The organism is Bifidobacterium vansinderenii (assembly GCF_002234915.1).
GTDB lineage: Bacteria > Actinomycetota > Actinomycetes > Actinomycetales > Bifidobacteriaceae > Galliscardovia > Galliscardovia vansinderenii.
Window position 1 is genome coordinate 203,299 of sequence record NZ_NEWD01000038.1, and the last position, 21,570, is coordinate 224,868.

At 61.6% G+C, this 21,570-nt stretch carries 17 protein-coding genes, 1 rRNA gene and 1 pseudogene; 15 read left to right on the forward strand and 4 right to left on the reverse strand.

Translation table 11 applies throughout. The features are described 5' to 3' along the window. Nucleotides 1-6 precede the first annotated feature (6 nt). From Tam10B_RS11705 to Tam10B_RS11720, 4 genes and pseudogenes are all read left to right on the forward strand, one after another. The gene (locus Tam10B_RS11705; RefSeq protein ID WP_093961409.1) at nucleotides 7-1,401 is read left to right on the forward strand and encodes a replication-associated recombination protein A; all 1,395 of its coding nucleotides are present in this window, start codon (nucleotides 7-9) and stop codon (nucleotides 1,399-1,401) included. A 213-nt stretch (nucleotides 1,402-1,614) separates the two neighbouring features. Then, nucleotides 1,615-2,834, forward strand: a pseudogene (locus tag Tam10B_RS11710) (MFS transporter). 238 nt (nucleotides 2,835-3,072) lie between these two features. After that, nucleotides 3,073-4,266, forward strand: coding sequence for a pyridoxal phosphate-dependent aminotransferase (locus tag Tam10B_RS11715; RefSeq protein ID WP_093961410.1), 1,194 nt, complete (start codon nucleotides 3,073-3,075; stop codon nucleotides 4,264-4,266). A 126-nt stretch (nucleotides 4,267-4,392) separates the two neighbouring features. Beyond that, a complete protein-coding gene (locus tag Tam10B_RS11720) occupies nucleotides 4,393-5,376 on the forward strand; it encodes a D-2-hydroxyacid dehydrogenase (RefSeq protein WP_093961411.1) in 984 nt (327 codons plus the stop codon). A gap of 115 nt (nucleotides 5,377-5,491) precedes the next feature. On the opposite strand, the gene Tam10B_RS11725 is transcribed toward Tam10B_RS11720, so the two are convergent. The 4 genes from Tam10B_RS11725 to Tam10B_RS11740 all read right to left on the reverse strand — a co-directional run bounded on the left by Tam10B_RS11725 (nucleotide 5,492) and on the right by Tam10B_RS11740 (nucleotide 8,679). Beyond that, nucleotides 5,492-6,172, reverse strand: coding sequence for a methionine ABC transporter permease (locus Tam10B_RS11725; RefSeq protein WP_093961412.1), 681 nt, complete (start codon nucleotides 6,170-6,172; stop codon nucleotides 5,492-5,494). A gap of 1 nt (nucleotide 6,173) precedes the next feature. Beyond that, a complete protein-coding gene (locus tag Tam10B_RS11730) occupies nucleotides 6,174-6,968 on the reverse strand; it encodes a methionine ABC transporter ATP-binding protein (RefSeq protein WP_093961413.1) in 795 nt (264 codons plus the stop codon). Between the two features lie 79 nt (nucleotides 6,969-7,047). Next, a complete protein-coding gene (locus Tam10B_RS11735) occupies nucleotides 7,048-7,893 on the reverse strand; it encodes a MetQ/NlpA family ABC transporter substrate-binding protein (protein ID WP_093961414.1) in 846 nt (281 codons plus the stop codon). Between the two features lie 249 nt (nucleotides 7,894-8,142). Further along, a complete protein-coding gene (locus Tam10B_RS11740; RefSeq protein WP_093961415.1) occupies nucleotides 8,143-8,679 on the reverse strand; it encodes a peptidylprolyl isomerase in 537 nt (178 codons plus the stop codon). A gap of 87 nt (nucleotides 8,680-8,766) precedes the next feature. On the opposite strand from Tam10B_RS11740, the gene Tam10B_RS11745 reads away from it, so the two are divergent. The 11 genes from Tam10B_RS11745 to Tam10B_RS11795 form a co-directional block, all read left to right on the forward strand. Beyond that, complete coding sequence (locus Tam10B_RS11745; protein ID WP_093961416.1) at nucleotides 8,767-10,461, forward strand: NAD+ synthase; 1,695 nt, start codon at nucleotides 8,767-8,769, stop codon at nucleotides 10,459-10,461. A gap of 66 nt (nucleotides 10,462-10,527) precedes the next feature. Further along, nucleotides 10,528-10,713: a hypothetical protein gene (locus tag Tam10B_RS11750; protein WP_093961417.1), complete on the forward strand. Its 186-nt coding sequence runs from the start codon at nucleotides 10,528-10,530 to the stop codon at nucleotides 10,711-10,713. A 239-nt stretch (nucleotides 10,714-10,952) separates the two neighbouring features. Further along, the gene (pflB, locus tag Tam10B_RS11755; RefSeq protein ID WP_093961418.1) at nucleotides 10,953-13,328 is read left to right on the forward strand and encodes a formate C-acetyltransferase; all 2,376 of its coding nucleotides are present in this window, start codon (nucleotides 10,953-10,955) and stop codon (nucleotides 13,326-13,328) included. A 95-nt stretch (nucleotides 13,329-13,423) separates the two neighbouring features. Next, nucleotides 13,424-14,305, forward strand: coding sequence for a pyruvate formate-lyase-activating protein (pflA, locus tag Tam10B_RS11760; RefSeq protein ID WP_093961419.1), 882 nt, complete (start codon nucleotides 13,424-13,426; stop codon nucleotides 14,303-14,305). A 298-nt stretch (nucleotides 14,306-14,603) separates the two neighbouring features. Continuing rightward, on the forward strand, nucleotides 14,604-15,164 hold the full coding sequence (locus Tam10B_RS11765; RefSeq protein ID WP_269843605.1) for a DUF3000 family protein: 561 nt from the start codon (nucleotides 14,604-14,606) through the stop codon (nucleotides 15,162-15,164). Then, nucleotides 15,130-16,437 carry an HRDC domain-containing protein gene (locus tag Tam10B_RS11770; protein WP_093961421.1) on the forward strand — a complete coding sequence of 436 codons (1,308 nt, stop codon included), beginning with the start codon at nucleotides 15,130-15,132 and terminating at the stop codon, nucleotides 16,435-16,437. The genes Tam10B_RS11765 and Tam10B_RS11770 overlap by 35 nt, the downstream gene beginning before the upstream one ends. Nucleotides 16,438-16,488: 51 nt before the next feature. Then, nucleotides 16,489-17,874: a trigger factor gene (gene tig, locus Tam10B_RS11775; RefSeq protein ID WP_093961422.1), complete on the forward strand. Its 1,386-nt coding sequence runs from the start codon at nucleotides 16,489-16,491 to the stop codon at nucleotides 17,872-17,874. 197 nt (nucleotides 17,875-18,071) lie between these two features. Further along, complete coding sequence (locus Tam10B_RS11780) at nucleotides 18,072-18,692, forward strand: ATP-dependent Clp protease proteolytic subunit (protein ID WP_093961423.1); 621 nt, start codon at nucleotides 18,072-18,074, stop codon at nucleotides 18,690-18,692. Nucleotide 18,693: 1 nt separating this feature from the next. Next, nucleotides 18,694-19,347, forward strand: a complete 654-nt coding sequence (locus Tam10B_RS11785; RefSeq protein ID WP_093961424.1) for an ATP-dependent Clp protease proteolytic subunit — start codon at nucleotides 18,694-18,696, stop codon at nucleotides 19,345-19,347. Between the two features lie 86 nt (nucleotides 19,348-19,433). Then, nucleotides 19,434-20,738: an ATP-dependent Clp protease ATP-binding subunit ClpX gene (clpX, locus tag Tam10B_RS11790; RefSeq protein ID WP_093961425.1), complete on the forward strand. Its 1,305-nt coding sequence runs from the start codon at nucleotides 19,434-19,436 to the stop codon at nucleotides 20,736-20,738. A 494-nt stretch (nucleotides 20,739-21,232) separates the two neighbouring features. After that, nucleotides 21,233-21,570 (forward strand): 16S ribosomal RNA (locus Tam10B_RS11795); the annotation flags it as partial.

Sequence of the window (21,570 nt, forward strand, 5' to 3'; positions counted from 1 at the left end):
GGCCCCATGCCGGAAGATCTCTTCAGCGCCGCCGACGCCACCCAGGAACCCACCCGTCCCCTCGCCGTACGCATGCGCCCCACCAGTCTCGACGATGTCGTCGGACAGCATCGCATCCTCGCCGACGGCTCGCCGCTCAGACGCCTCGCATCCCCATCAAGTCGCCGCTCCCTCACCGCCCCCAGCTCGATCATCCTCTTCGGACCTCCCGGCGTCGGCAAAACCACCCTCGCCTACATCGTCGCCCGGCAATCCGACCGCGCCTTCGAAGAGCTTTCCGCCGTCACGAGCGGAGTCAAGGACATTCGGGCCGTGCTCGCACGCGCCCACGAACGACTCGTCTCCAGCGGCAGGGAAACCGTACTGTTCATCGATGAGGTCCATCGATTCTCGAAAACCCAGCAGGACGCGCTCCTGCCCAGCGTGGAGAACCGCGACATCACCTTCATCGCGGCCACCACCGAGAACCCCAGCTTCTCCATCATCTCCCCGCTGCTCTCGCGCTCCGTCGTCGTTAAGCTCGATCCGCTTGACCGTGACGACCTCGCGGCGCTCGTCCACCGGGCCGTCTCCAGCCCGCAGGGCCTCAACGACCGCGTGACCGTTACCGATCAGGCCATCGACGACGTCATCCGCATGGCCGGGGGAGACGCCCGCAAAACCCTCACCATCCTCGAAGCCGCCGCAGGAGCCGTCACCCAGCAACAGGAGCCAGCGAACGGCGACGCCAAGCCGACCATCACCCCGGACGTCGTCGCCAACGTCATGGACCGGGCCGCCATCCGCTACGACAAGGACGGAGACGACCACTACGACGTCGCCAGCGCCTTCATCAAATCCATGCGCGGATCCGACGTGGATGCGGCGCTCCACTACCTCGCCCGCATGCTCCGTGCCGGCGAGGACCCACGATTCATCGCCCGACGCATCATCATCGCCTCGGCCGAGGAGGTCGGCATGGCCGCACCGCAGATTCTGCAGACCACCGTCGCGGCCGCGCAGGCCGTGGCGCTCGTCGGCATGCCCGAAGCCCGCATCATCCTCTCCGAAGCCGTCATCGCCGTCGCCACCGCACCCAAGTCCAACGCCAGCTACAACGCCATCAACGCCGCGCTCGCCGACGTGGATGCCGGACTGTCCGGGCCGGTTCCGCTGCATCTGCGCAACGCGCCCACCAAGCTCATGAAGCAGTGGGGCAACCACGAGGGCTACCAGTACGCGCATGACGCCCCCGGGGCGATCGCACCCCAGCAGTACATGCCGGACGAACTCGTGGGACGTGAATACTACCATCCGAACGATCGTGGATACGAGAGGGAGATCGGTCCCCGCCTGCAGCGTATCCGCGACATCCTCGACGGCGGACGGCATAACGGCGGTAAGAGTGATGCGCCGTGCTGACCGCATTGTGGCGCAGGCCACATTTTGGGAATGTTCGTCCAGTATTCGGAATAATCGGCACGGGCGTCGTTATTGCGACGACAATATGAAGCGATTCCCTGAGAAGGGGGAAATGATCAACCTTCGCGCCGTTGCCCAGCGTTGACTTGGCACGGCCGCAAGGCTGTACCGGTCACGTGTGCGGACGGCGCAGAACATGAGAGGAAAGCGCTTATGTCCACCACAACGGCATCGCTGAGCGGCGCAAAGACGGTAAAGAAAGACTCCGTCGCCGAGATCATCGCCGCATCCATGGTTGGCACGGCCATCGAGTTCTACGACAACTACTGCTATTCCATCGCCGCCGCAAGCTATTTCGGCACCATCTTCTTCACCACGGTCGCCAAGTCCAACCCCGCACTGGCCACCCTGATGTCATTCGTCACCTTCGCGGTCTCCTTCCTCGCCCGTCCGTTCGGCTCCATGCTCTTCGGCCACTTCGGAGACAAGATGGGCCGCAAGAAGACCCTTGCCTGTGCCGTGCGTGCCAGGGCGTCGGTCTTGCCGGCGAGTGGTCCGGCGCCGCCCTTGTGGCCACCGAAAACGCTCCTGACGACAAGCGCGCACTCTACGGCTCCTTCCCGAACCTTGGTGCGCCGATCGGCTTCTTCTGCGCCTACGGCATCAACCTGCTGCTCACCACGCACCTGAGCAAGGCCCAGATGGTCGCCTACGGCTGGCGCATCCCGTTCCTGCTCTCCGCGGTCCTCGTCATCGTCGGTCTCTACGTGCGCGCCCGCATGAGCGAAACCCCCGTGTTCCGCAAGGCCGCCGAGGAGAAGCGCATCGTGCGTCACCCGCTGCGCTCCCTCGTCCCGTACTGGAAGCAGGTCGTGCTCGGCACCCTCGCCATGGGCATCACCTACACGCTGTTCTACACGCTGGGCACCTGGTCCCTGAGCTACGGCGTCTCCGGCCTCGGCTTCAAGCAGTCCGAATACCTCGCCATGCAGATGGTCTCCGTGTTCTTCTTCGCCGCCTTCATCATCGTCGGATGCCTGTGGGCAGACAAGGCCGGCCGCAAGAAGGTGCTGATCGCCACCACGGCCGTCACCGTCGTGTTCAGCTTCTTCGCCCCCGCGCTGCTGCAGCACAACGTCGCCTCCATCATGGTGTTCCTCTGCCTCGGCTTCGTGCTCATGGGCGGCCTGTTCGGCCCCTCCGGCGCCTACCTGCCCGAGCTGTTCCCGACCAACGTGCGCTACTCCGGCGCCGGCCTGTCCTACAACCTCGCCGCGATCTTCGGTGGCGCCTTCGCCCCGTCCCTGGCCACGTGGCTGGTTGAGAAGTACGGCATCATGTCCGTCGGCTGGTATCTCGCCGTCATGGCCGTGATCGCCCTGATCGCGCTCTTCCTCATCAAGGAAAGCAAGGACATGGACTACACCCGCTGATCTGCGGTAAGTCCATCGGCAAGATCGTCCGCTAAACGAACAGGCGAAGCCCGACGAACCATTACGGTTCGCCGGGCTTCGTCGTATATGCATGTGTATGGGCGCCGATCGAACCGTGGGGCTGACGCTTGGAACGCCGTCAATTCCGAACTGGAGACTACGATGGCTGACGTCCGTCCACCAGGCAGCGCGACACCGTCGCACAGGCCGATACAACACAGCAAAAAGGAGATAGGACATGGTCGCTCGCTCGCCGAAGATGTCGACACGTGCCAAGGAATCGGAGCCTTTCAGGGCCATGGCCTTCGGGGCCCGCGCCGACGAACTGATCGCCCAAGGGCACGACGTCATCAAACTCGGCCTCGGCGAACCCGACTTCGGCGCTCCGGCCGTGGTGCGTCGGGCCATGATCGAGCAAATGGACGGCCGCCCCCTGCCCTACACCTCATCATTCGGCATTACGCCGCTACGCGAGGCGATCAGCCGGTTCTACAAACAGCGCCACAGCCTCGACGTCGACCCCAACCGAATCGTCGTCACCTGCGGCGGATCCGAAGCGCTCATGCTCGCCATCGCCGCCACCGTCGACCCCGGAGACGAAGTCCTCGCCGCCGACCCCTCATACCCGTGCAACCGCGAACTCGTCAAGATGTTCGGCGGCACCATCGTCAACGTCCCGACCAACGCCAACAGCCGTTATCATCTCAGTCCCGAAACCGTCGCCAACGCGTGGAGCGAACGAACCAAGGCGGTCATGATCACCTCCCCGTCGAACCCGACGGGAACCTGCATCCCATACCCCGCGCTCGCCGCCATCTGCGACTACGCCAGGCAGCGCGGCGCCTGGCGCATCATCGACGAAACCTACCTCGACCTCGCCGACATCGAACCGGACGGCTCCACCATACGATCAGTGCTCAGCTGCGACCCCGACGCCATCACCATCAACAGCTTCTCCAAATACTTCGGCATGACCGGATGGCGACTCGGCTGGATGGTCCTGCCTGAACAGCTGCTCGACGCCGTGGACAACCTCGCCATGAACACGCTGCTCTGCGCCCCCACCCCCGTGCAATGGGCCGCGCTCGCATGCTTCACCCCCGAGGCCTATGCGGAATGCGATCGCCGCCGTGACGAATTCCTCGCGCGGCGCTCGCTGGTCGTCGACGGGCTGCGCAGGATCGGACTGCCGTTGGAGGTCGAGCCCAACGGAGCCTTTTACGCCTACTTCAGCATCGCGTCCACGGGTCTGGACGCGTGGACGTTCTGCAGCAGACTGCTCGAGGAGCGGTACGTGGCGCTTACTCCCGGCCGCGACTTCGCCGTCGCCACGGCGGACACCCATGTCAGGCTTTCCTATGCTGCATCGCGGTCCGCGCTGCGTGAGGGGCTGGAACGTGTGGGGGAGTTCGTCGATTCGTTGCGCCGCTGAGGCATCGGGCTTATGATGGATGCCGTGTGGTGTATCGGTACACCAATGACGCGCGTTTCGCGCCGATGGTAAATGTGCTGGTGCGCCGAAACAACGTCAAATGCATCGGCAAGGAAAGGAACGAATATGACCATCGCAACGACGCGGGACGACGTCATCGTCAATTGTCTTCCGCTGAGCGACGACGAACGACGGGCATTCGTCGAGGCGGCGAACGGCGTGGAGCAGGTGTTCGTCGGAGATCCGGCGGAACGTGACGCCATGTCGTGGTCGATACGGGTCCCCGACGAGCTTCGTGAACGTGCCACCGTCATCATCGGCAACGTGCCGGCGGCGCAGATGGCGCAGTATCCGAATCTGAAATGGCTGCAGACGTGGAGCGCCGGTGTCGATGCCTATCTGGCGCCGGGCGTTCTCGATCCATCCGTCGTGGTGACCAATGCGAGCGGCGCCTATGGTCAGAGCGTGTCCGAGCATCTGTTCGCCATGATGTGGGCGTTGATGAAGAACCTGCCCCAATACCGCGATAGTCAGCAGCGCAACGAATGGCGCGACGCCGGGGCGGTCATTTCGCCGTCGGATGCCACGGTGCTTGTCATCGGCACGGGTGACATCGGCTCCCACTTCGCCACGATGTGCCGCGGCGTTGGTGCCCGCACCATGGGAGCGCGTCGCAATCCGAACAAGACGGCGAAGGGAATCGACTCCATGCATGGGTTCGACGAGCTCGACGAACTGCTGCCTCAGGCGGATGTCGTCGCACTCATCGTTCCTTCGACGCCCGACACCCATCATCTGCTGGACGGACGACGCCTGGCGCTGCTCAAGCCGGGCGCGATCGTGCTGAACGCCGGCAGGGGAGACGCCATCGATCCCGACGCCCTGCTTGCCAACCTCGATCGGCTTCGCGGAGCCGGACTGGACGTCACCGAACCGGAACCACTGCCGTCCGACAGTCCCCTCTGGTCCCACCCGCGCTGCCTGATCACGCCGCATGTCGCCGGAGGCAACCATCTGAGCGCTACTGTCGATCGCATCATCGCCATCGCTCGTGACAATGTCGCCAACTACACGACCGGGGTGCCGTTGCGCAACATGGTCAGGCGCTGACGTCCGGCGGCCGCAGACGCCGTGAATACAAAAATTCCTCGTGCCATCGTCCTAACGACGGCACGAGGAATTTTTTGAGTTGCCGAATATCGAATATGCGGATTATCGATCCCTGTCAGCGACTGTGATGATCGATCCTGCGGGCGATCACATTGCCGAGCGACTGGAAGATCTGCACCAGAATCACGCACAGCACCACGGAGACGATCATCACGTCATCCTGATACCGCTGGTAGCCGTAGCGGATGGCGATATCGCCCAGACCGCCCGCACCCACGGTTCCGGCCATGGCCGAATAACCGAACAGGTTGATGAAGGTGATCGTGGCGCCGCGCACCAGCGACGGCAGGCTCTCGAACAGCAGCACCTTGGTGACGATCTGCCAGGTGCCGGCGCCGAAGCTTTGCGCCGCCTCGATCAGGCCATCGTCCACTTCGGCCAGCGACTGCTCGACCATACGGCCGACGAACGGCGCCGCAGAGACGATCAGCGGAGGGATTGCGCCGGCGACTCCCAGCGACGTGCCCACCAGCAGACGAGTGAGCGGAATCATCGCCACCAGCAGAATGATGAAGGGGATGGAACGGCCGATGTTGACGATCCATCCCAGAATCGTGTGCAGTGCGCGATTCGGCCTGAGCGCACCAGGGCCGCTGATGGTCAGCAGTACGCCGACCGGCACGCCGATCACATAGGCGACCAGTGTGGAGACGCTCGTCATCACGATGGTGTCCCACGTTCCCTGCACCAGCAGCTCGCCGTACTCCGCAATGAACTCCTGCACGATCTGACCCATATCACTTCACCTCTTCCGTCGTGGAGGCCGGAGCCTCGTTCGTGTCGCGGCGATTCTGCGCGCCGTCGCTGGCGATCAGCGCCTTGAGAATGTCGCTGTGAGGATCGGCGAACAGTTCTTCGGTCGGCCCCATCTCCACGATGTTGCCACCGTCGATCATGGCCACGCGGTCGCAGATGTTGCGGGCCACGGCCAGCGAGTGGGTGATCACCACCATGGTCACTTCGAGTTCCCGGTTGATGCGTCGAAGCAGATCGAGGATCTGCACGGTGGTCGTCGTGTCCAGGGCGCTGGTGGCCTCGTCGCACAGCATGATCCGGGGATTGTTGGCCAGTGCGCGGGCGATGGCCACGCGCTGCTGCTGACCGCCGGACAGCTGGCTGGGGTAGCGGTCGGCGTATTCCTCAAGACCGACCAGCGTCAGCAGACGACGCGCCCGTTCCTCGCGCTGAGCCTTGGGGGTGCGGTTGAGCTCCAGCGGGAACGTGACGTTGCGCAGCACCGTGCGCTGCTGGAACAGGCTGAAGTTCTGGAAGATCATGCCGATCGAGGAACGCAACGCGGAAAGCTCCTTGCCGTTCGCGTCGGTGACGTCCGTGCCGTCGATGATCACCTTGCCCTTGGTGGGACGTTCCAGAAGGTTGATGCATCGCACCAGCGTGGACTTTCCGGCACCCGAGGACCCCAGGATGCCGAACACCTCGCCGGGGTGGATGCTGAGATTGATGTCATGCAGGACCTCGTGGGATTCGGTCCCCTCGCCATAGCTTTTGTATAGATGCTCGAGCTGAATCATATCGTCCAATCAAAGCGTGAAGGTCCGACCTTCCGCAGGGGAGGGCCGGACCGGAATGATATGGGACAGGTGCGCGGGATCAGAAGACCGGCAGCACCGCGCCCTTGTAGTTCTTGTTGATGTAGTCGCGCACCTCGTCGGAGTTCAGGGCCTTCTTGAGCTCCTTGGTCTTCGCGGTGTTCTCGTTGCCTTCCTTGACCACCAGGATGTTGGCGTAGGTCTTGGCGGCCAGACCGTCGGCCTTCTCACTGGCCAGCGCGTCCTTGCTCGGGTCGAACTTCGCCTGGATGGCGTAGTTGCCGTTCAGGGCCGCGATGTCAACATCGTTGATCACCGTCGGCACCACGGCGGCCTCGAGCTCCTTGAACTGCAGGTTCTTCGGGTTCTCGGTGATGTCCTTCGGGGTGGCCGCGATGTCGTTGGCGTCCTTGAGCTTGATCAGACCGGCGTCCTGCAGCAGCAGGAGGGCGCGGGCCTCGTTGGTGGCATCGTTCGGCACGGCCACGGTGGCGCCGTCCTGCAGGGCGTCAAGGCTCTTGGTCTTGCCCGGGTACAGGCCGAAGGGCTCGAAGTGCACGGCCTCGACCGACACCAGATGCGTGCCCTTCTCCTTGTTGAAGTCGTCGAGGTACGGCTTGTGCTGGAAGTAGTTGGCGTCGACCTCGCCCTCCTCGGTGGCGGTGTTCGGCTGCACGTAGTCGGTGAACTCCTTGACCTCGAGCTTGTAGCCGTCCTTCTCAAGAATCGGCTTGACCGCATTGTTGAGGATCTCGGCGTGCGGGGTGGGGCTGGCCGCCACGGTGATGGTCTTGTCGTCGGAAGACGATGACGAACCGCTCGACGAGCTGCCGCAGCCGCTCAGTGCAAGTGCGGCGATGGTGGTGACGGCGAGCGCGGCGCTGACGATGGCATTCCTCTTGACCATGATGTGCTCTTCCTTCCTCTCATGGTATATTTGCAACGGAACCCTACTATAGGGGAGTCCGGGGAGGGGCACAGCGACTTTCCGATCGGAATTATTTATATGGTGTTCAATGCGACGCGTATGGGTCGCGTCGGCGTAGTGCCCGGCACGGGATGCGTCAAGGTATGAAAAAGGCCCGACGCGCAGGGCGTCGGGCCTGAATGACAATTGATCGTCATAGCGGCGAGGATGGCCGTTACGGCCGTATTGCTACTGGATCTCGATCGTCTCGATCAGCACCGGTTCGAGGGGACGGTCTCCCGCATCGGTGGGCACGGCCTCGAGCTTGTCGACCACCGCTCGGGACTCCTCATCGGCGACCTCGCCGAAAATGGTGTGATGGCCGTCCAGCCACGGGGTAGGCACCGTGGTGATGAAGAACTGGGAGCCGTTCGTGCCGTGGATGCGTCCGTCGGCGCCGCGGCGCAGACCGGCGTTGGCCATGGCCAGCAGATACGGCTTGTCGAACTTCAGGTCGGGGACGATCTCGTCATCGAACATGTAGCCGGGGCCGCCGGTGCCGGTGCCGAGCGGGCATCCGCCCTGGATCATGAAGTCCTTGATGATGCGATGGAAGGTCAGGCCGTTGTAGAACGGATCATGGCTCGGGGCGCCGGTCAGCGGATCGAGCCACTCCTTGTCGCCGGAGGCCAGGCCGACGAAGTTCTTCACGGTTTCGGGGGCGAGATCGTCGAACAGGTCGATGCGGATGTCGCCTTCGGAGGTATGCATGATTGCTGTAGTCATGTCCCTAAGTCTGACACGCATGTGGGACGCCCCTCCGGGCCGCGTCGCGAGCGGTGCGGGGAACACGATGAGGCTAGGATATGGATTATGAGTGAGATTCGTTTTGCATTGGCCCAGATCGACACCTGCGTGGGAGACCTCGACGGCAACGCCGCGAAGGTGCTCGAGTATTCGCGCAAGGCCGCGGCCGAACACGCCGATGTGGTGGTGTTCCCCGAAATGACGCTGACCGGATACCCCATCGAGGACCTCGCCTTCCGCGCCACCTTCCGCAAGGCGGCATGGGACCGTGCCGACCGACTCGCCGAACAGCTCGCCGAGGAGAACATGGGAGATCTGTACGTCGTGGTCGGCACCGTAGGCACCGAACGCAGCGCATCGCTGCCGCAGAACCGCTTGGTGGTACTGCACAAGGGCGTGGTGTGGGCCGGATACGACAAGCACTTCCTGCCGAACTATGGCGTGTTCGACGAATTCCGCATCTTCACCCCCGGCACCCATTCCCTGGTATTCGAAGTGAACGGCCGGCGCATCGGCGTGGCCATCTGCGAGGACATCTGGCAGGACGGCGGCCCCGTCTCCGAACTGGCCGGAGAGAACATCGACGTCCTGCTCACGATCAACGGCTCCCCCTACGAGGAAGGCAAGGGCCACCTCCGAGTGGACATCGCGCAGCGCAGGGCGCACGAGGTCGGCGCACCTCTGATCTACCTCAACCAGGTGGGCGGCCAGGATGATCTCGTGTTCGACGGCGCCAGCTTCGTCATCGACCGTGACGGCACGCTGCTGGAACGCTCCCCGCAGTTCGTCGAGGACCTGAGCTTCTGGACGCTGCCCGAGGCCGACGACCACGACGGTCTGGTGTCCACCATCGCCGACGTGCTCGATCCGGACGAGGAGGTATACACCGCCTGCGTACTGGGACTGAAGGACTATATGGTCAAGAACGGATTCCACGGCGTGGTGCTCGGACTGTCCGGCGGCATCGACTCGGCTCTGGTGGCCGCCATGGCCGCCGACGCCTGCGGCGGCGAAAATGTCTGGGGAGTGTCCATGCCGAGCATGTACTCATCCGACGGCTCCAAGGACGACGCCGCCGACTTGGCCCGCAACCTTGGCGCCCACTACGACATCCAACCCATCGAGCCGCTCTTCAACGCCTACCAGAACCAGCTCTCGCTCGACGGCGTCGCCGCCGAGAACCTGCAGGCGCGCATCCGTGGCGTCATCGTCATGGCGTATTCGAACGAAAAGGGACTGCTCGCGCTCGCCACCGGCAACAAGAGCGAGCTCGCCTGCGGCTACTCCACCATCTATGGCGACGCCGTCGGCGGCTATGCCCCCATCAAGGATCTGCTGAAGACCCGTGTCTGGCAGCTGGCTCGCTGGCGCAACAAGGCCGCTTCCCAGGGCGTAGGCATCGGCGGCTTGCGACTGGTCGGCAATGAGCAGGGTGATCCCGGCGTTCAGAGGGACGAGATCATCCCCGTCAACTCCATCATCAAGCCTCCGAGCGCCGAGCTGCGTCCCGGTCAGAAGGATTCGGATTCCCTGCCCGAGTACGAGCTGCTCGACAAGGTGCTCGCCGCGTACATCGAACACGCGCACGGCCGCGCCGATCTGCTGGAGGACGGATTCGACGAGCAGACCGTGGACACGGTCATGCGTCTGGTGGATCGTGCCGAGTGGAAGCGTCGTCAGTATCCGCTTGGCCCGAAGGTGACGTCGCTGGCCTTCGGGCGCGATCGTCGTCTGCCGATCACCAGTCGTTTCCGCGAGTAGGACGTGAATGACGTGGATCATGAATGATCGTGAATAAGAACGTGCATAGCAAGGGAAAGGAAAGCCATGGCATCCAAGGATGACAAGAAGTGGTATTTCAACACGCGTACGGAGAAGGCCGAGCTCGGACCCAAGTCTCCGATTTCGGAACGCATGGGCCCGTACGACAGTGAGGAGGACGCCCTCAACGCGTGGAAGATCGTCGAGGAGCGCAACCGGAAGTGGGAGGAGCAGGACCGTGGCTGGCACTGACATGCCCGTCTGAGCGCCGCTGAACCTCTTGGAACCCCAATCGTGTGAGCCGTCTTACAGGATGCTGTGAGACGGCTCACACGCGTTTTGTGAGCTGCTTCATAAAGCCGCCGAAAAGCCTTCTGAAATGTGAGGAACGTCACGCGAAAACGGCCATTTTCCGGCTTGCGGGCCGCATAGAATAGTCAATGACAACGGAGTGATGACGCGACGTTGCAAATCCTCAACAAGGAGCGAATATGACAGCAGTAGATGCCACCAAGGTTTCTGCCGAAGATCTCCAGGCCAAGGCTTGGGACGGCTTCAACGGCGGTAACTGGCAGAACGAAATCGATGTCCGTGACTTCATCCAGAAGAACTTCACCCCCTACGAGGGCGACGAGTCCTTCTTGGCCGACGCCACCGACAAGACCAAGCATCTGTGGAAGTACCTCGACGACAACTACCTCGCCGTGGAGCGTAAGCAGCGCGTCTACGACGTGGACACCCACACTCCTGCCGGCATCGACGCTTTCCCGGCTGGCTACATCGACAGCCCCGAGGTCGACAACGTGATCGTCGGCCTGCAGACCGACGTCCCCTGCAAGCGCGCCATGATGCCGAACGGCGGTTGGCGTATGGTCGAGCAGGCCATCAAGGAAGCCGGCAAGGAGCCTGATCCGGAGATCAAGAAGATCTTCACCAAGTACCGCAAGACCCACAACGACGGCGTCTTCGGCGTGTACACCAAGCAGATCAAGGTCGCTCGCCACAACAAGATCCTCACCGGCCTGCCGGACGCCTACGGCCGTGGCCGCATCATCGGCGACTACCGTCGTGTCGCCCTGTACGGCGTGAACTACCTGATCGAGCAGAAGAAGAAGGATAAGGACTCCATTCCTTACCGCAACGACTTCACCGAGACCGAGATCGAGCACTGGATCCGCTTCCGCGAGGAGCACGACGAGCAGATCAAGGCCCTCAAGCAGCTGATCAACCTTGGCAACGAGTACGGTCTGGACCTGTCCCGCCCGGCTCAGAACGCTCACGAGGCCGTGCAGTGGACCTACATGGGCTACCTCGCCTCCATCAAGAGCCAGGACGGCGCCGCCATGTCCTTCGGTCGTAACTCCGCCTTCTTCGATTGCTACTTCGAGCGCGATCTGAAGGCCGGCCTCATCACCGAGACCGATGCTCAGGAGATCATCGACAACATCGTGATGAAGCTGCGCATCGTCCGCTTCCTGCGCACCAAGGACTACGACAACATCTTCTCCGGTGATCCTTACTGGGCCACCTGGTCCGACGCCGGCTTCGCCGACGACGGCCGCGCCATGGTCACCAAGACCTCCTTCCGTCTGCTCGCCACCCTGACCCTCGAGCACCTCGGACCTGGCCCGGAGCCGAACATCACCATCTTCTGGGATCCGAAGCTGCCGGAAGGCTACAAGCGCTTCTGCGCCAAGATCTCCATCGACACCTCCGCCATCCAGTACGAGTCCGATAAGGAGATTCGTGGTCACTGGGGCGACGACGCCGCCATCGCCTGCTGCGTGTCCCCGATGCGCGTCGGCAAGCAGATGCAGTTCTTCGCCGCTCGTGTGAACTCCGCCAAGGCCCTGCTGTACGCGATCAACGGCGGCCGTGACGAGATGACCGGCATGCAGGTCATCGACAAGGGCGTCATCGATCCGATCACCCCCGAGGCCGACGGCACCCTGGATTACACCAAGGTCAAGAACAACTACGAGAAGGCTCTCGAGTGGCTGTCCGAGACCTACGTGCAGGCTCTGAACATCATTCACTACATGCACGATAAGTACGCCTACGAGTCCATCGAGATGGCTCTGCACGACAAGGAAGTGTACCGTACCCTTGGTTGCGGTATGTCCGGTCTGTCCATCGCCGCCGACTCCCTGGCTGCCATCAAGTACGCCAAGGTGTACCCGATCTACAACAAGGACGCCAAGAACCTCGAAGGCCACGAGTACGAGTACGTCGAGGGCGCTGACGACGATCTGGTGGTCGGCTACCGCACCGAGGGCGAGTTCCCGATCTACGGTAACGACGACGATCGCGCCGACGACATCGCCAAGTGGGTTGTGTCCACCGTCATGGGCCAGGTCAAGCGCCTGCCCGTGTACCGTGGCGCCGTCCCGACCCAGTCCATCCTGACGATCACCTCCAACGTGGAGTACGGCAAGAACACCGGTTCCTTCCCGTCCGGCCACAAGAAGGGCACCCCGTACGCTCCGGGCGCCAACCCGGAGAACGGCATGGACTCCCACGGCATGCTGCCGTCCATGTTCTCTGTCGGCAAGATCGACTACAACGATGCTCTCGACGGCATCTCGCTGACCAACACCATCACCCCTGACGGTCTTGGTCGCGATGAGGAAGAGCGCATCAACAACCTGGTCGGCATCCTGGACGCCGGCAACGGCCACGGCCTCTACCACGCGAACATCAACGTTCTGCGCAAGGAGACCATGGAGGACGCCGTTGAGCACCCCGAAAAGTACCCGCACCTGACCGTGCGCGTCTCCGGCTACGCTGTGAACTTCGTGAAGCTCACCAAGGAGCAGCAGCTCGACGTCATCTCCCGTACCTTCCACCAGGGAGCCGTCACCGACTGATCGCTAACCCGATCGGCACCGTGTGAACGGTGATATACCGGGGGCGGGGCACTGAATGTCCCGCCCCCATTTTGTGTCGTAGAAAGAGGACGCCGATGTCTGAGAACGTGCAGTTCAAAACCACCAATCCGCATATGCTCAAGTCAAACAAGGACTATGCCAGCCAGACGTTGATGGGTGGTCTTTCCGGATTCGAGTCGCCGATCGGTCTTGATCGACGCGATCGCATTCAAGCATTGAAATCCGGTGATATCGGTTTTGTCCATTCCTGGGACATCAACACGTCCGTCGACGGTCCGGGCACTCGTATGACCGTCTTCATGAGCGGATGCCCGTTGCGCTGCCAGTACTGCCAGAACCCGGACACCTGGAAGATGCGTGACGGCAAGCCCGTTTACTTCGACGCCATGGTCAAGAAGATTAGTCGTTATGCCGACCTGTTCAAGGCCACCGGCGGCGGCATCACGTTCTCCGGCGGTGAGTCCATGATGCAGCCGGCGTTCGTGTCTCGTGTGTTCCGCGCGGCAAAGGAGATGGGCGTGCACACCTGTCTCGACACCTCGGGCTTCCTCGGCGCCAGCTACACCGACGAGCAGCTTGACGATATCGACCTGTGCCTGCTGGACGTCAAGTCCGGCGACGAGGCGACCTACAAGAAGGTCACCGGCGGCATTCTTCAGCCGACCATCGACTTCGGGCACCGTCTTGCCGAGCGTGGAGTCAAAATGTGGGTGCGTTTCGTGCTGGTCCCCGGATTGACCGATTCCGAGGAGAACGTCGAGAACGTGGCCAAGATCTGCGCGTCGTTCGGCGATGCGCTCGAGCACGTCGATGTGCTCGGCTTCCACCAGCTGGGACGACCCAAGTGGCACGAGCTGCGCATCCCCTACCCGCTTGAAGACGCCAAGGGACCGTCAGCCAAGCTGCGTGCCCGTGTGGTCGATCAGTTCAAGAGCCACGGACTGACCGTGTACTGATCGTGCGTGCCGTTCCCGGCGCACACATTGCAAGCTTTGAACGTGAATCCTCGCCTGCTTTCGCAGGCGGGGATTTTCGCGTTCCGGCCATGGCGTGCGATCTCCCATGATTTAGGAAGTCGGAACAAAATAAGGCGCACTTAGAGGCACTTAGAGTGCAACGGAATTTCAATGCCAAGAAACAGTAGGCTTAGGGGCTAAAGTTAGATATATGGCTGAGATATTCACGTTTCCCATCGGCCGGTCATCGCAGACCTCCGATGCTCCGCGTGCAGCCTCCGTCGAGGACGATCGCGGGATGCCAACGGTGCCGCAAAGCGTGTGGCGTGCCGTCGAATCCGTGCGCGTCATGAAGCAGCGTCCCGATATTCATTACTGCGAGATACCCGTGCCATCCACTCTGGCGGATTACGGCATTGGAGTTCAGCTTGAGCTCGATACCGAATCGGCCGTTTTCTCCCGCGGATGGATCATGATCCTGTATTCCGAACGTCGCCGAATCGAATGGGAATCGCAGTGGCGTTGCGTGGCCTATGCGTCGATGCGCATGGCCGGTTCCGACCACAACAGCCTCACCCCCTCGCTCATGTGGGACTGGCTGGAACGCATCGTCACCGAAGCGCGTGAGGAAACCCTTGGTGGTACGGTAAGTCTGAATCGGAACACGTCCTTTGGCATATTGTCCGGTTCCGCGGAGGAACCGCCTCGATCCGATTGCGAGATCCGAGTCTCCTGGACTCCCATCGAGGAAGAAGGGGGATGGCTGGACGCCGGCAATCAGGTGGATATATGGGCCAGGTTCCTGAAATCCATGACGACGAACGATGAATTGGAAGAACCGATCAGTGACAGAGAGTAAAGAACCTCACCTGCTGAGGGAACCCCGCGGGGGAGTGCCCGACGTGATCGATACGTTGGAGGGCTTCGACGCGGCCGTTGAACGTTTCGCCAATGCCGAAGGCCCGGTGGCCGCCGACGCGGAGCGTGCGTCAGGTTTTCGGTATGGGCATGACGATTGGCTGGTGCAGTTCAAGCGAGAAGGCGCGGGCATCGCACTGTTCGACTGCATGGCGCTCAAGGAAGCTGGTGCGGACTGGGGCTCCTTCAACGACGCCGTACGCGGCGAGGACTGGATCATTCATGACTCGTTGCAGGACCTTCCGGGGTTCTTCGATCTGGGCATGAGGCCGGATGCGGTCTTCGACACCGAGGTGGCGGCACGCCTGCTTGGCGATACCCGATTCGGCCTGGCGGCTGTCACCGCCAAATATCTTGGCCTTGTGCTGGCCAAGGAGCATTCCGCGGCGGATTGGTCGTACCGTCCGCTTCCGCGCGATTGGCGCAACTATGCGGCACTGGACGTCGAGGTGCTGATCGAGCTTCGAACCCGTCTTCTGGCCGGGCTGAAGGCCCAGGGCAAGGATGAATGGGCGCGCGAGGAGTTCGACTATCTCCGTCAGGAGGGGCTGCAGCCGCGCAAACCTCATCTGGAACCGTGGAGACGCGTGTCGCGCATCACTTCGTTGAGCCATGATCCTCGCGCTCTCGCCGTGGTGCGCAGCCTGTGGACGGCACGCGACGACTGGGCCAGACGGCTGGATATAGCGCCGTCCCTGCTGCTGTCCGATGCCGCCATGATCGAGGCCGGACAGCGTAAGCCGAGAAACCTTCGCTCGTTCAATGCCATCCGTTCGCTGAATCAGCGGGTACGCATGCATACCGGCGGGGAACAGGACAAGATGTTCGAGCGATACGCTCCTCTGCAGCGTCAGGTCAGGCCATCCGTATGGCGCGAGGCCATCCTTGAGGCGCTGTCCCTTCCCCAGTCGGAGTTGCCGGTCACCACGCCCCGTCCCGCCCATGAGGAGGGCAATGCCCCCCGTTCCATGAAGTACTGGCGCGAGCATCATCCCGAGCGTTTTGCCCGGCTGCAGGCGGCAAAGGCCGTGATCGTGCAGATCGGGGAGGACACCAGAACACCCGTGGAAGTGATCCTCAAGCCGCAGATTCTGCGTAATCTGTGCTGGACGGACCCCGTTCCCGACGACGTCTCCGAGTTCCTTATATCTCAGGGCGCCAGAAATTGGCAGGTTTCGCTCATTGCAGAGTCCGTGAGTAGGGTTATGATGTAACGGTTGCCTTGAATGGCTTAACGGAATTTTTTCAACGAATTGGAGCGCAGAGTGAAAATCAGCGTGAGGAATCTCGAACCCACCAAGGTTCGTCTGACCGTGACCGTAGACCCCGAAGAGTTCGAGCCGTATCTCGACGCGGCCCGCAAGGAGATCGCCAAGCAGGTGAACATCCCCGGATTCCGCAAGGGTCATGTCCCCGGCAAGATCATCGATCAGCGTATCGGTTTCGCCTCCGTCGCCGGCGAGGCGATCAACAACGGCATCGGTGAGCTGTACTCCAAGGCCGCCGAGCAGAAGGAATTGCGTCCGATGGACCAGCCCAAGCTGGACGTCAAGGAAGTTCCCTCCTCCGCCAAGGACGACACCCGTCTGAAGTTCACCGCCGAGGTCGAGGTCCGTCCGAAGTTCGATCTGCCCGAGCTCGATGGCATGCGCATCGAGGTTGCCAAGCCGGCCGTGTCCGACGAGGATGTGAACGCCCGTCTTGAGAACCTGCGTCAGCGCTTCGGCACCCTGGTCGGCGTTGATCGCCCCGCCACCAAGGGCGACTTCGCCAACATCGACCTCGCTGCCGAGATCGACGGCGAATCCGTCGACTCCCAGGAAGGCGTGAGCTACGAGCTGGGCTCCGGCACCATGCTCGATGGCCTCGACGAGGCTCTTGACGGCCTGTCCGCCGGCGAGGAGACCACCTTCGAAAGCACCCTCGAGGGTGGCGACCACGCTGGCCAGAAGGCCCAGGTCAAGGTCAAGGTCAACTCCGTCAAGGCCGAGGAACTGCCCGAGCTCAACGACGACTTCGCCCAGGAAGCCTCCGAGTTCGACACGCTCGACGAGCTGAAGGCCGACGTGCGCAAGCAGTGCGAGCGCGACGCCGAAGGCCAGCAGGCCACCGCCGCCCGCGACGCCTTCATCGCCAAGCTGCAGGAATCCGTCGAGATCCCGGTGCCGAAGGGCATCAAGCAGAACCTCGTCGCCGAGCACCTGAAGTCCATGACCCCGGATCCGGAATCCGCCACCGATGAGCAGAAGAAGGAAGCCGAGGAGTCCGCCGAGAAGGAACTGCGCGATCAGATCACCCTCGACGCCCTTGCCGAGAAGCTGGACGTGCAGGTCTCCCAGTCCGACGTCATGAACTTCCTCGCCTCCATCGCCCAGCAGTACGGCATGGAGCCGAACCGCTTCATCAGCGCCATCATCCAGAACGGCCAGATCGGTTCCGCCGTGCAGGAAGTCGGCCGCTCTAAGGGCATGCTCGCCGGCATGCGCGCCGTCACGTTCGTGGATCCGGAAGGCAACGAGCTTGATCTGAGCCAGTTCCTTGGTGAGGACGAGGCCGAAGCCGAAGCCCAGGAAAGCGTGGAGGCCGCCTCCGCCGCTGCCGCCGTGGCCGACGAAATCGCCTCCGAGGACAAGGCTGAGAACGCCGAGTGACACGACTGACGGTCTCGTGATCGATACCGTATAGAGAAGGGTCGGAACCGAAGCTTCATTCTGGTTCCGACCCTTTTGCATAGGATTTCCCCGGGGGATCTCCCGAAGATACTCCTACGCAGTGAGCCGAAATCAAGTCGTCCGTCGAATTCAGGCGGTAGTCTGAAAAACATCAGAATCGCAACAAAGGAGACAAGGTGAGCAACACGTTTGCGCCTCTGCCCGTCATGGCCGGAGAGGACATGCCTGCGGGGCCCGTCGATCCGATTTTCAACAGGCTTCTCAAGGACCGCATCATTTGGATGGGTGAGGAAGTCAAGGATGATATGGCCAATCGCATCTGCGCACAGATGCTGATGCTCGCGGCCGAGGATCCGAAGAAGGACATCTGGCTGTACATCAATTCTCCTGGCGGCTCCATCACCGCCGGTATGGCCATCTACGACACCATGCAGCTCATCGAGCCGGATGTCGCCACCGTGGCGGTCGGCATGGCCGCGTCCATGGGACAGTTCCTGCTGTCCAGTGGTACGCCGGGCAAGCGTTTCATTACGTCCCACGCCCGTGTGCTGATGCATCAGCCGTCCGGCGGCGTCGGCGGCACTTCCACCGACGTGCGTATCAGCGCCGAACTCATCATGGACATGAAGAAGACGCTGTCCGAACTCACCGCCCAGCAGACCGGCCACACGGTGGAGGAGATCTACCGTGACAACGAGTACGATCACTGGTTCACCGCACAGCAGGCACTGGAATACGGTTTCGTCGACAAGATCGTGACCACGCCGGGCACCATGAGCACACAGAAGGGTGAATGATATGGCATCCGAAGAAGCACAGTACATCGCACGAGCCCAGCGTCTTGCCGGCGGCATGCCGCAGGCCCGCTACATTCTTCCCCAGTTCGAGGAGAAGACGCCGTACGGGTTCAAGCGTCAGGATCCCTACACCAAGCTGTTCGAGGATCGCATCATCTTCATGGGCGTGCAGGTCGACGACACCTCTGCCGACGACATCATGGCGCAGCTTCTGGTTCTGGAAAGCCAGGATCCGAACCGTGACGTGATGATGTACATCAATTCCCCCGGTGGTTCCATGACGGCCATGACCGCCATCTACGACACCATGCAGTACATCAAGCCGGACGTTCAGACCGTCTGCCTCGGACAGGCGGCCTCCGCCGCCGCCATCCTGCTCGCTGCAGGTACTCACGGCAAGCGTCTGATGCTGCCGAACGCCCGCGTGCTGATCCACCAGCCCGCCATGGGACAGGATTTCGGTAAGGCAACCGAGATCGAGATTCAGGCACGTGAGATGCTGCGTCTGCGCACCTGGCTCGAGGAGACCCTGGCCAAGCACACCGGTCAGGACATCGAGAAGATCCGCAAGGACATCGAGGTCGACACGATCCTCACCGCTCCGCAGGCAAAGGAATACGGCATCGTGGACGAGGTGCTCGAAACCCGCCAGTAAGGCGAATACAACAGAGGCCGAGACGTCTTTCATGGACGTCCCGGCCTCTTTGCGAATCAAATACGTCGACGTCAAGGAAAGATTCCATGGGACGAGTAGTCAGCTACAGCGAAGACACTCCACGATGCACGTTCTGCGGCAAAAGCGAGCATCAGGTGCATAAACTGGTCACCGGCCCGGGAGCCGCCATCTGCGATGAATGCATAGAACTGTGCGTCGACATCATTTCCGATGAACGGCGAGACGACGCCGAGACGAATGCGTTGCGTCTGCCATACCCCAGACAGATATTCGAATACCTTGATCGTTACGTCGTCGGGCAGAAGGAGACCAAACGCACGTTGTCGGTGGCCGTCTACAACCACTACAAACGCGTGAACATGAGCCTTCGGGAAAAAGCCGAGGCGTTGTCCGCACGACGGAACCATGCACGGAATCCCTTCGCGGACGTTGAAGTGGCCAAATCGAACATTCTGTTGCTTGGCCCCACCGGTGTGGGCAAGACCTATCTGGCGCAGACGCTGGCACGGGTCATGAACGTGCCGTTCATCATCGCCGACGCCACTACGCTGACCGAAGCCGGATACGTCGGCGACGATGTTGAGACCATATTGCAGCGTCTCATCCAGGCCGCCGACGGCGACGTGGAACGGGCCAGCAAGGGCATCATATACATCGACGAGATCGATAAGATCGCCCGGAAATCAGGGGAGAACACCTCCATCACCCGTGATGTCTCGGGGGAAGGCGTGCAACAGGCGCTACTCAAGATCATCGAGGGAACCGTCGCCAACGTGCCCATGGAAGGCACCCGCAAACACAAGGATCTGGAAACGGTTCGCATCGATACCAATGACATCCTGTTCATCTGCGGCGGCGCATTCGTGGGGCTCAAGGACATCATCGAGCAGCGTCTCGGAAAATACGAGAGCGGATTCAATTCGGCATGGCGGCAGACTCCGGTCCCGGATTCGGAGATCCTGCATCAGGTCAGCGCCGACGATCTGACCGAATTCGGACTGCTTCCGGAGTTCATAGGCCGCCTGCCCGTCGTCAGCGTGCTGGACGACCTGACGGAACAGGATCTGGAACAGATACTGCAATATCCGGCCAACGCGTTGGTCAAGCAATATCAGAAGCTGTTCTCCATCGATGGGGTACGGCTTTCGTTCACGGACAAGGCCCTGTCCGCCATTGCGCACACGTCGGTATTGCGCGGCACCGGAGCAAGGGGACTGCGATCGATCATCGAGAAGACGTTGGAGGACATCATGTTCCAGCTGCCCGAACTGCACGACGTAGACGAAGTGATCGTGGACGAACGGTCCGTGCTGGAGCATGCCATGCCTCGTATCGTCACTCGAGACAATACGATTCGCCGTCAGGCCTGACTGTTTCCCATCCGTTCTTGTGGCGGATTCTTCGTAGAGGATTTGCGGTGGACGGGTTGATGGACGGTTTCCGGTGTGACCCGTATAGCGTTTTCGTGTGGTGGGGCTTGGTTTTGTGTGTTTGCGACACGCCGGTGGATGCTTGTGTTTTCAGGGGTTTTGGGGTTGTGGTGGTGGTTGGGTTTGCGTTGTTGGGGTTTGGCGTGTAAGTTATTCACTCGTTGCCCGGCACGGCGGTGCTTCTCCTTCGGGGTTGTGCTTCTTGCCTGTGTGGTGGTGGTTTGAGAACTCAAGAGCGTGTTTTGTACTACTAAGTTTTGATTGCCAGTCCGGCCATGGCTCCCGTTTGTGGAGTGCTTTGATAAGCTTGATTGTGGTCGGGTTTTTTGGAAGGATTGTGCGAGCATTGGCCGGGGTTTCCTGGTTGGTGTTTTGTCTGTCTTTTTCTTTTCTTTTTTTTCGANTCATGTTTTTTGGCTCTTCATGAAGGTTTTTTTGTGGAGGGTTTGATTCTGGCTCAGGACGAACGCTGGCGGCGTGCTTAACACATGCAAGTCGAACGGGATCCTGTCAGCTTGCTGGCGGGTGAGAGTGGCGAACGGGTGAGTAATGCGTGACCAACCTGCCCCGTACTCCGGAATAGCTCCTGGAAACGGGTGGTAATGCCGGATGCTCCGCGCCTCTGCATGGGGGTGTGGGAAAGGGTTTTACTGGTATGGGATGGGGTCGCGTCCTATCAGCTTGTCGGTGGGGTAATGGCCCACCGAGGCTTCGACGGGTAGCCGGCCTGAGAGGGCGACCGGCCACATTGGGACTGAGATACGGCCCAGAC

What these genes read in the sequence shown, in the direction of transcription:
- Tam10B_RS11735 (WP_093961414.1), bottom strand. Translation starts at nt 7,893, where the DNA reads ATGGTCAAGAGGAATGCCATCGTCAGCGCCGCGCTCGCCGTCACCACC.
- Tam10B_RS11725 (WP_093961412.1), bottom strand. Translation starts at nt 6,172, where the DNA reads ATGGGTCAGATCGTGCAGGAGTTCATTGCGGAGTACGGCGAGCTGCTG.
- Tam10B_RS11715 (WP_093961410.1), top strand. Translation starts at nt 3,073, where the DNA reads ATGGTCGCTCGCTCGCCGAAGATGTCGACACGTGCCAAGGAATCGGAG.
- Tam10B_RS11765 (WP_269843605.1), top strand. Translation starts at nt 14,604, where the DNA reads ATGCCAACGGTGCCGCAAAGCGTGTGGCGTGCCGTCGAATCCGTGCGC.
- clpX (WP_093961425.1), top strand. Translation starts at nt 19,434, where the DNA reads ATGGGACGAGTAGTCAGCTACAGCGAAGACACTCCACGATGCACGTTC.
- Tam10B_RS11745 (WP_093961416.1), top strand. Translation starts at nt 8,767, where the DNA reads ATGAGTGAGATTCGTTTTGCATTGGCCCAGATCGACACCTGCGTGGGA.
- Tam10B_RS11785 (WP_093961424.1), top strand. Translation starts at nt 18,694, where the DNA reads ATGGCATCCGAAGAAGCACAGTACATCGCACGAGCCCAGCGTCTTGCC.
- Tam10B_RS11740 (WP_093961415.1), bottom strand. Translation starts at nt 8,679, where the DNA reads ATGACTACAGCAATCATGCATACCTCCGAAGGCGACATCCGCATCGAC.
- Tam10B_RS11705 (WP_093961409.1), top strand. Translation starts at nt 7, where the DNA reads ATGCCGGAAGATCTCTTCAGCGCCGCCGACGCCACCCAGGAACCCACC.
- Tam10B_RS11720 (WP_093961411.1), top strand. Translation starts at nt 4,393, where the DNA reads ATGACCATCGCAACGACGCGGGACGACGTCATCGTCAATTGTCTTCCG.
- Tam10B_RS11770 (WP_093961421.1), top strand. Translation starts at nt 15,130, where the DNA reads ATGAATTGGAAGAACCGATCAGTGACAGAGAGTAAAGAACCTCACCTG.
- pflA (WP_093961419.1), top strand. Translation starts at nt 13,424, where the DNA reads ATGTCTGAGAACGTGCAGTTCAAAACCACCAATCCGCATATGCTCAAG.
- Tam10B_RS11730 (WP_093961413.1), bottom strand. Translation starts at nt 6,968, where the DNA reads ATGATTCAGCTCGAGCATCTATACAAAAGCTATGGCGAGGGGACCGAA.
- Tam10B_RS11750 (WP_093961417.1), top strand. Translation starts at nt 10,528, where the DNA reads ATGGCATCCAAGGATGACAAGAAGTGGTATTTCAACACGCGTACGGAG.
- pflB (WP_093961418.1), top strand. Translation starts at nt 10,953, where the DNA reads ATGACAGCAGTAGATGCCACCAAGGTTTCTGCCGAAGATCTCCAGGCC.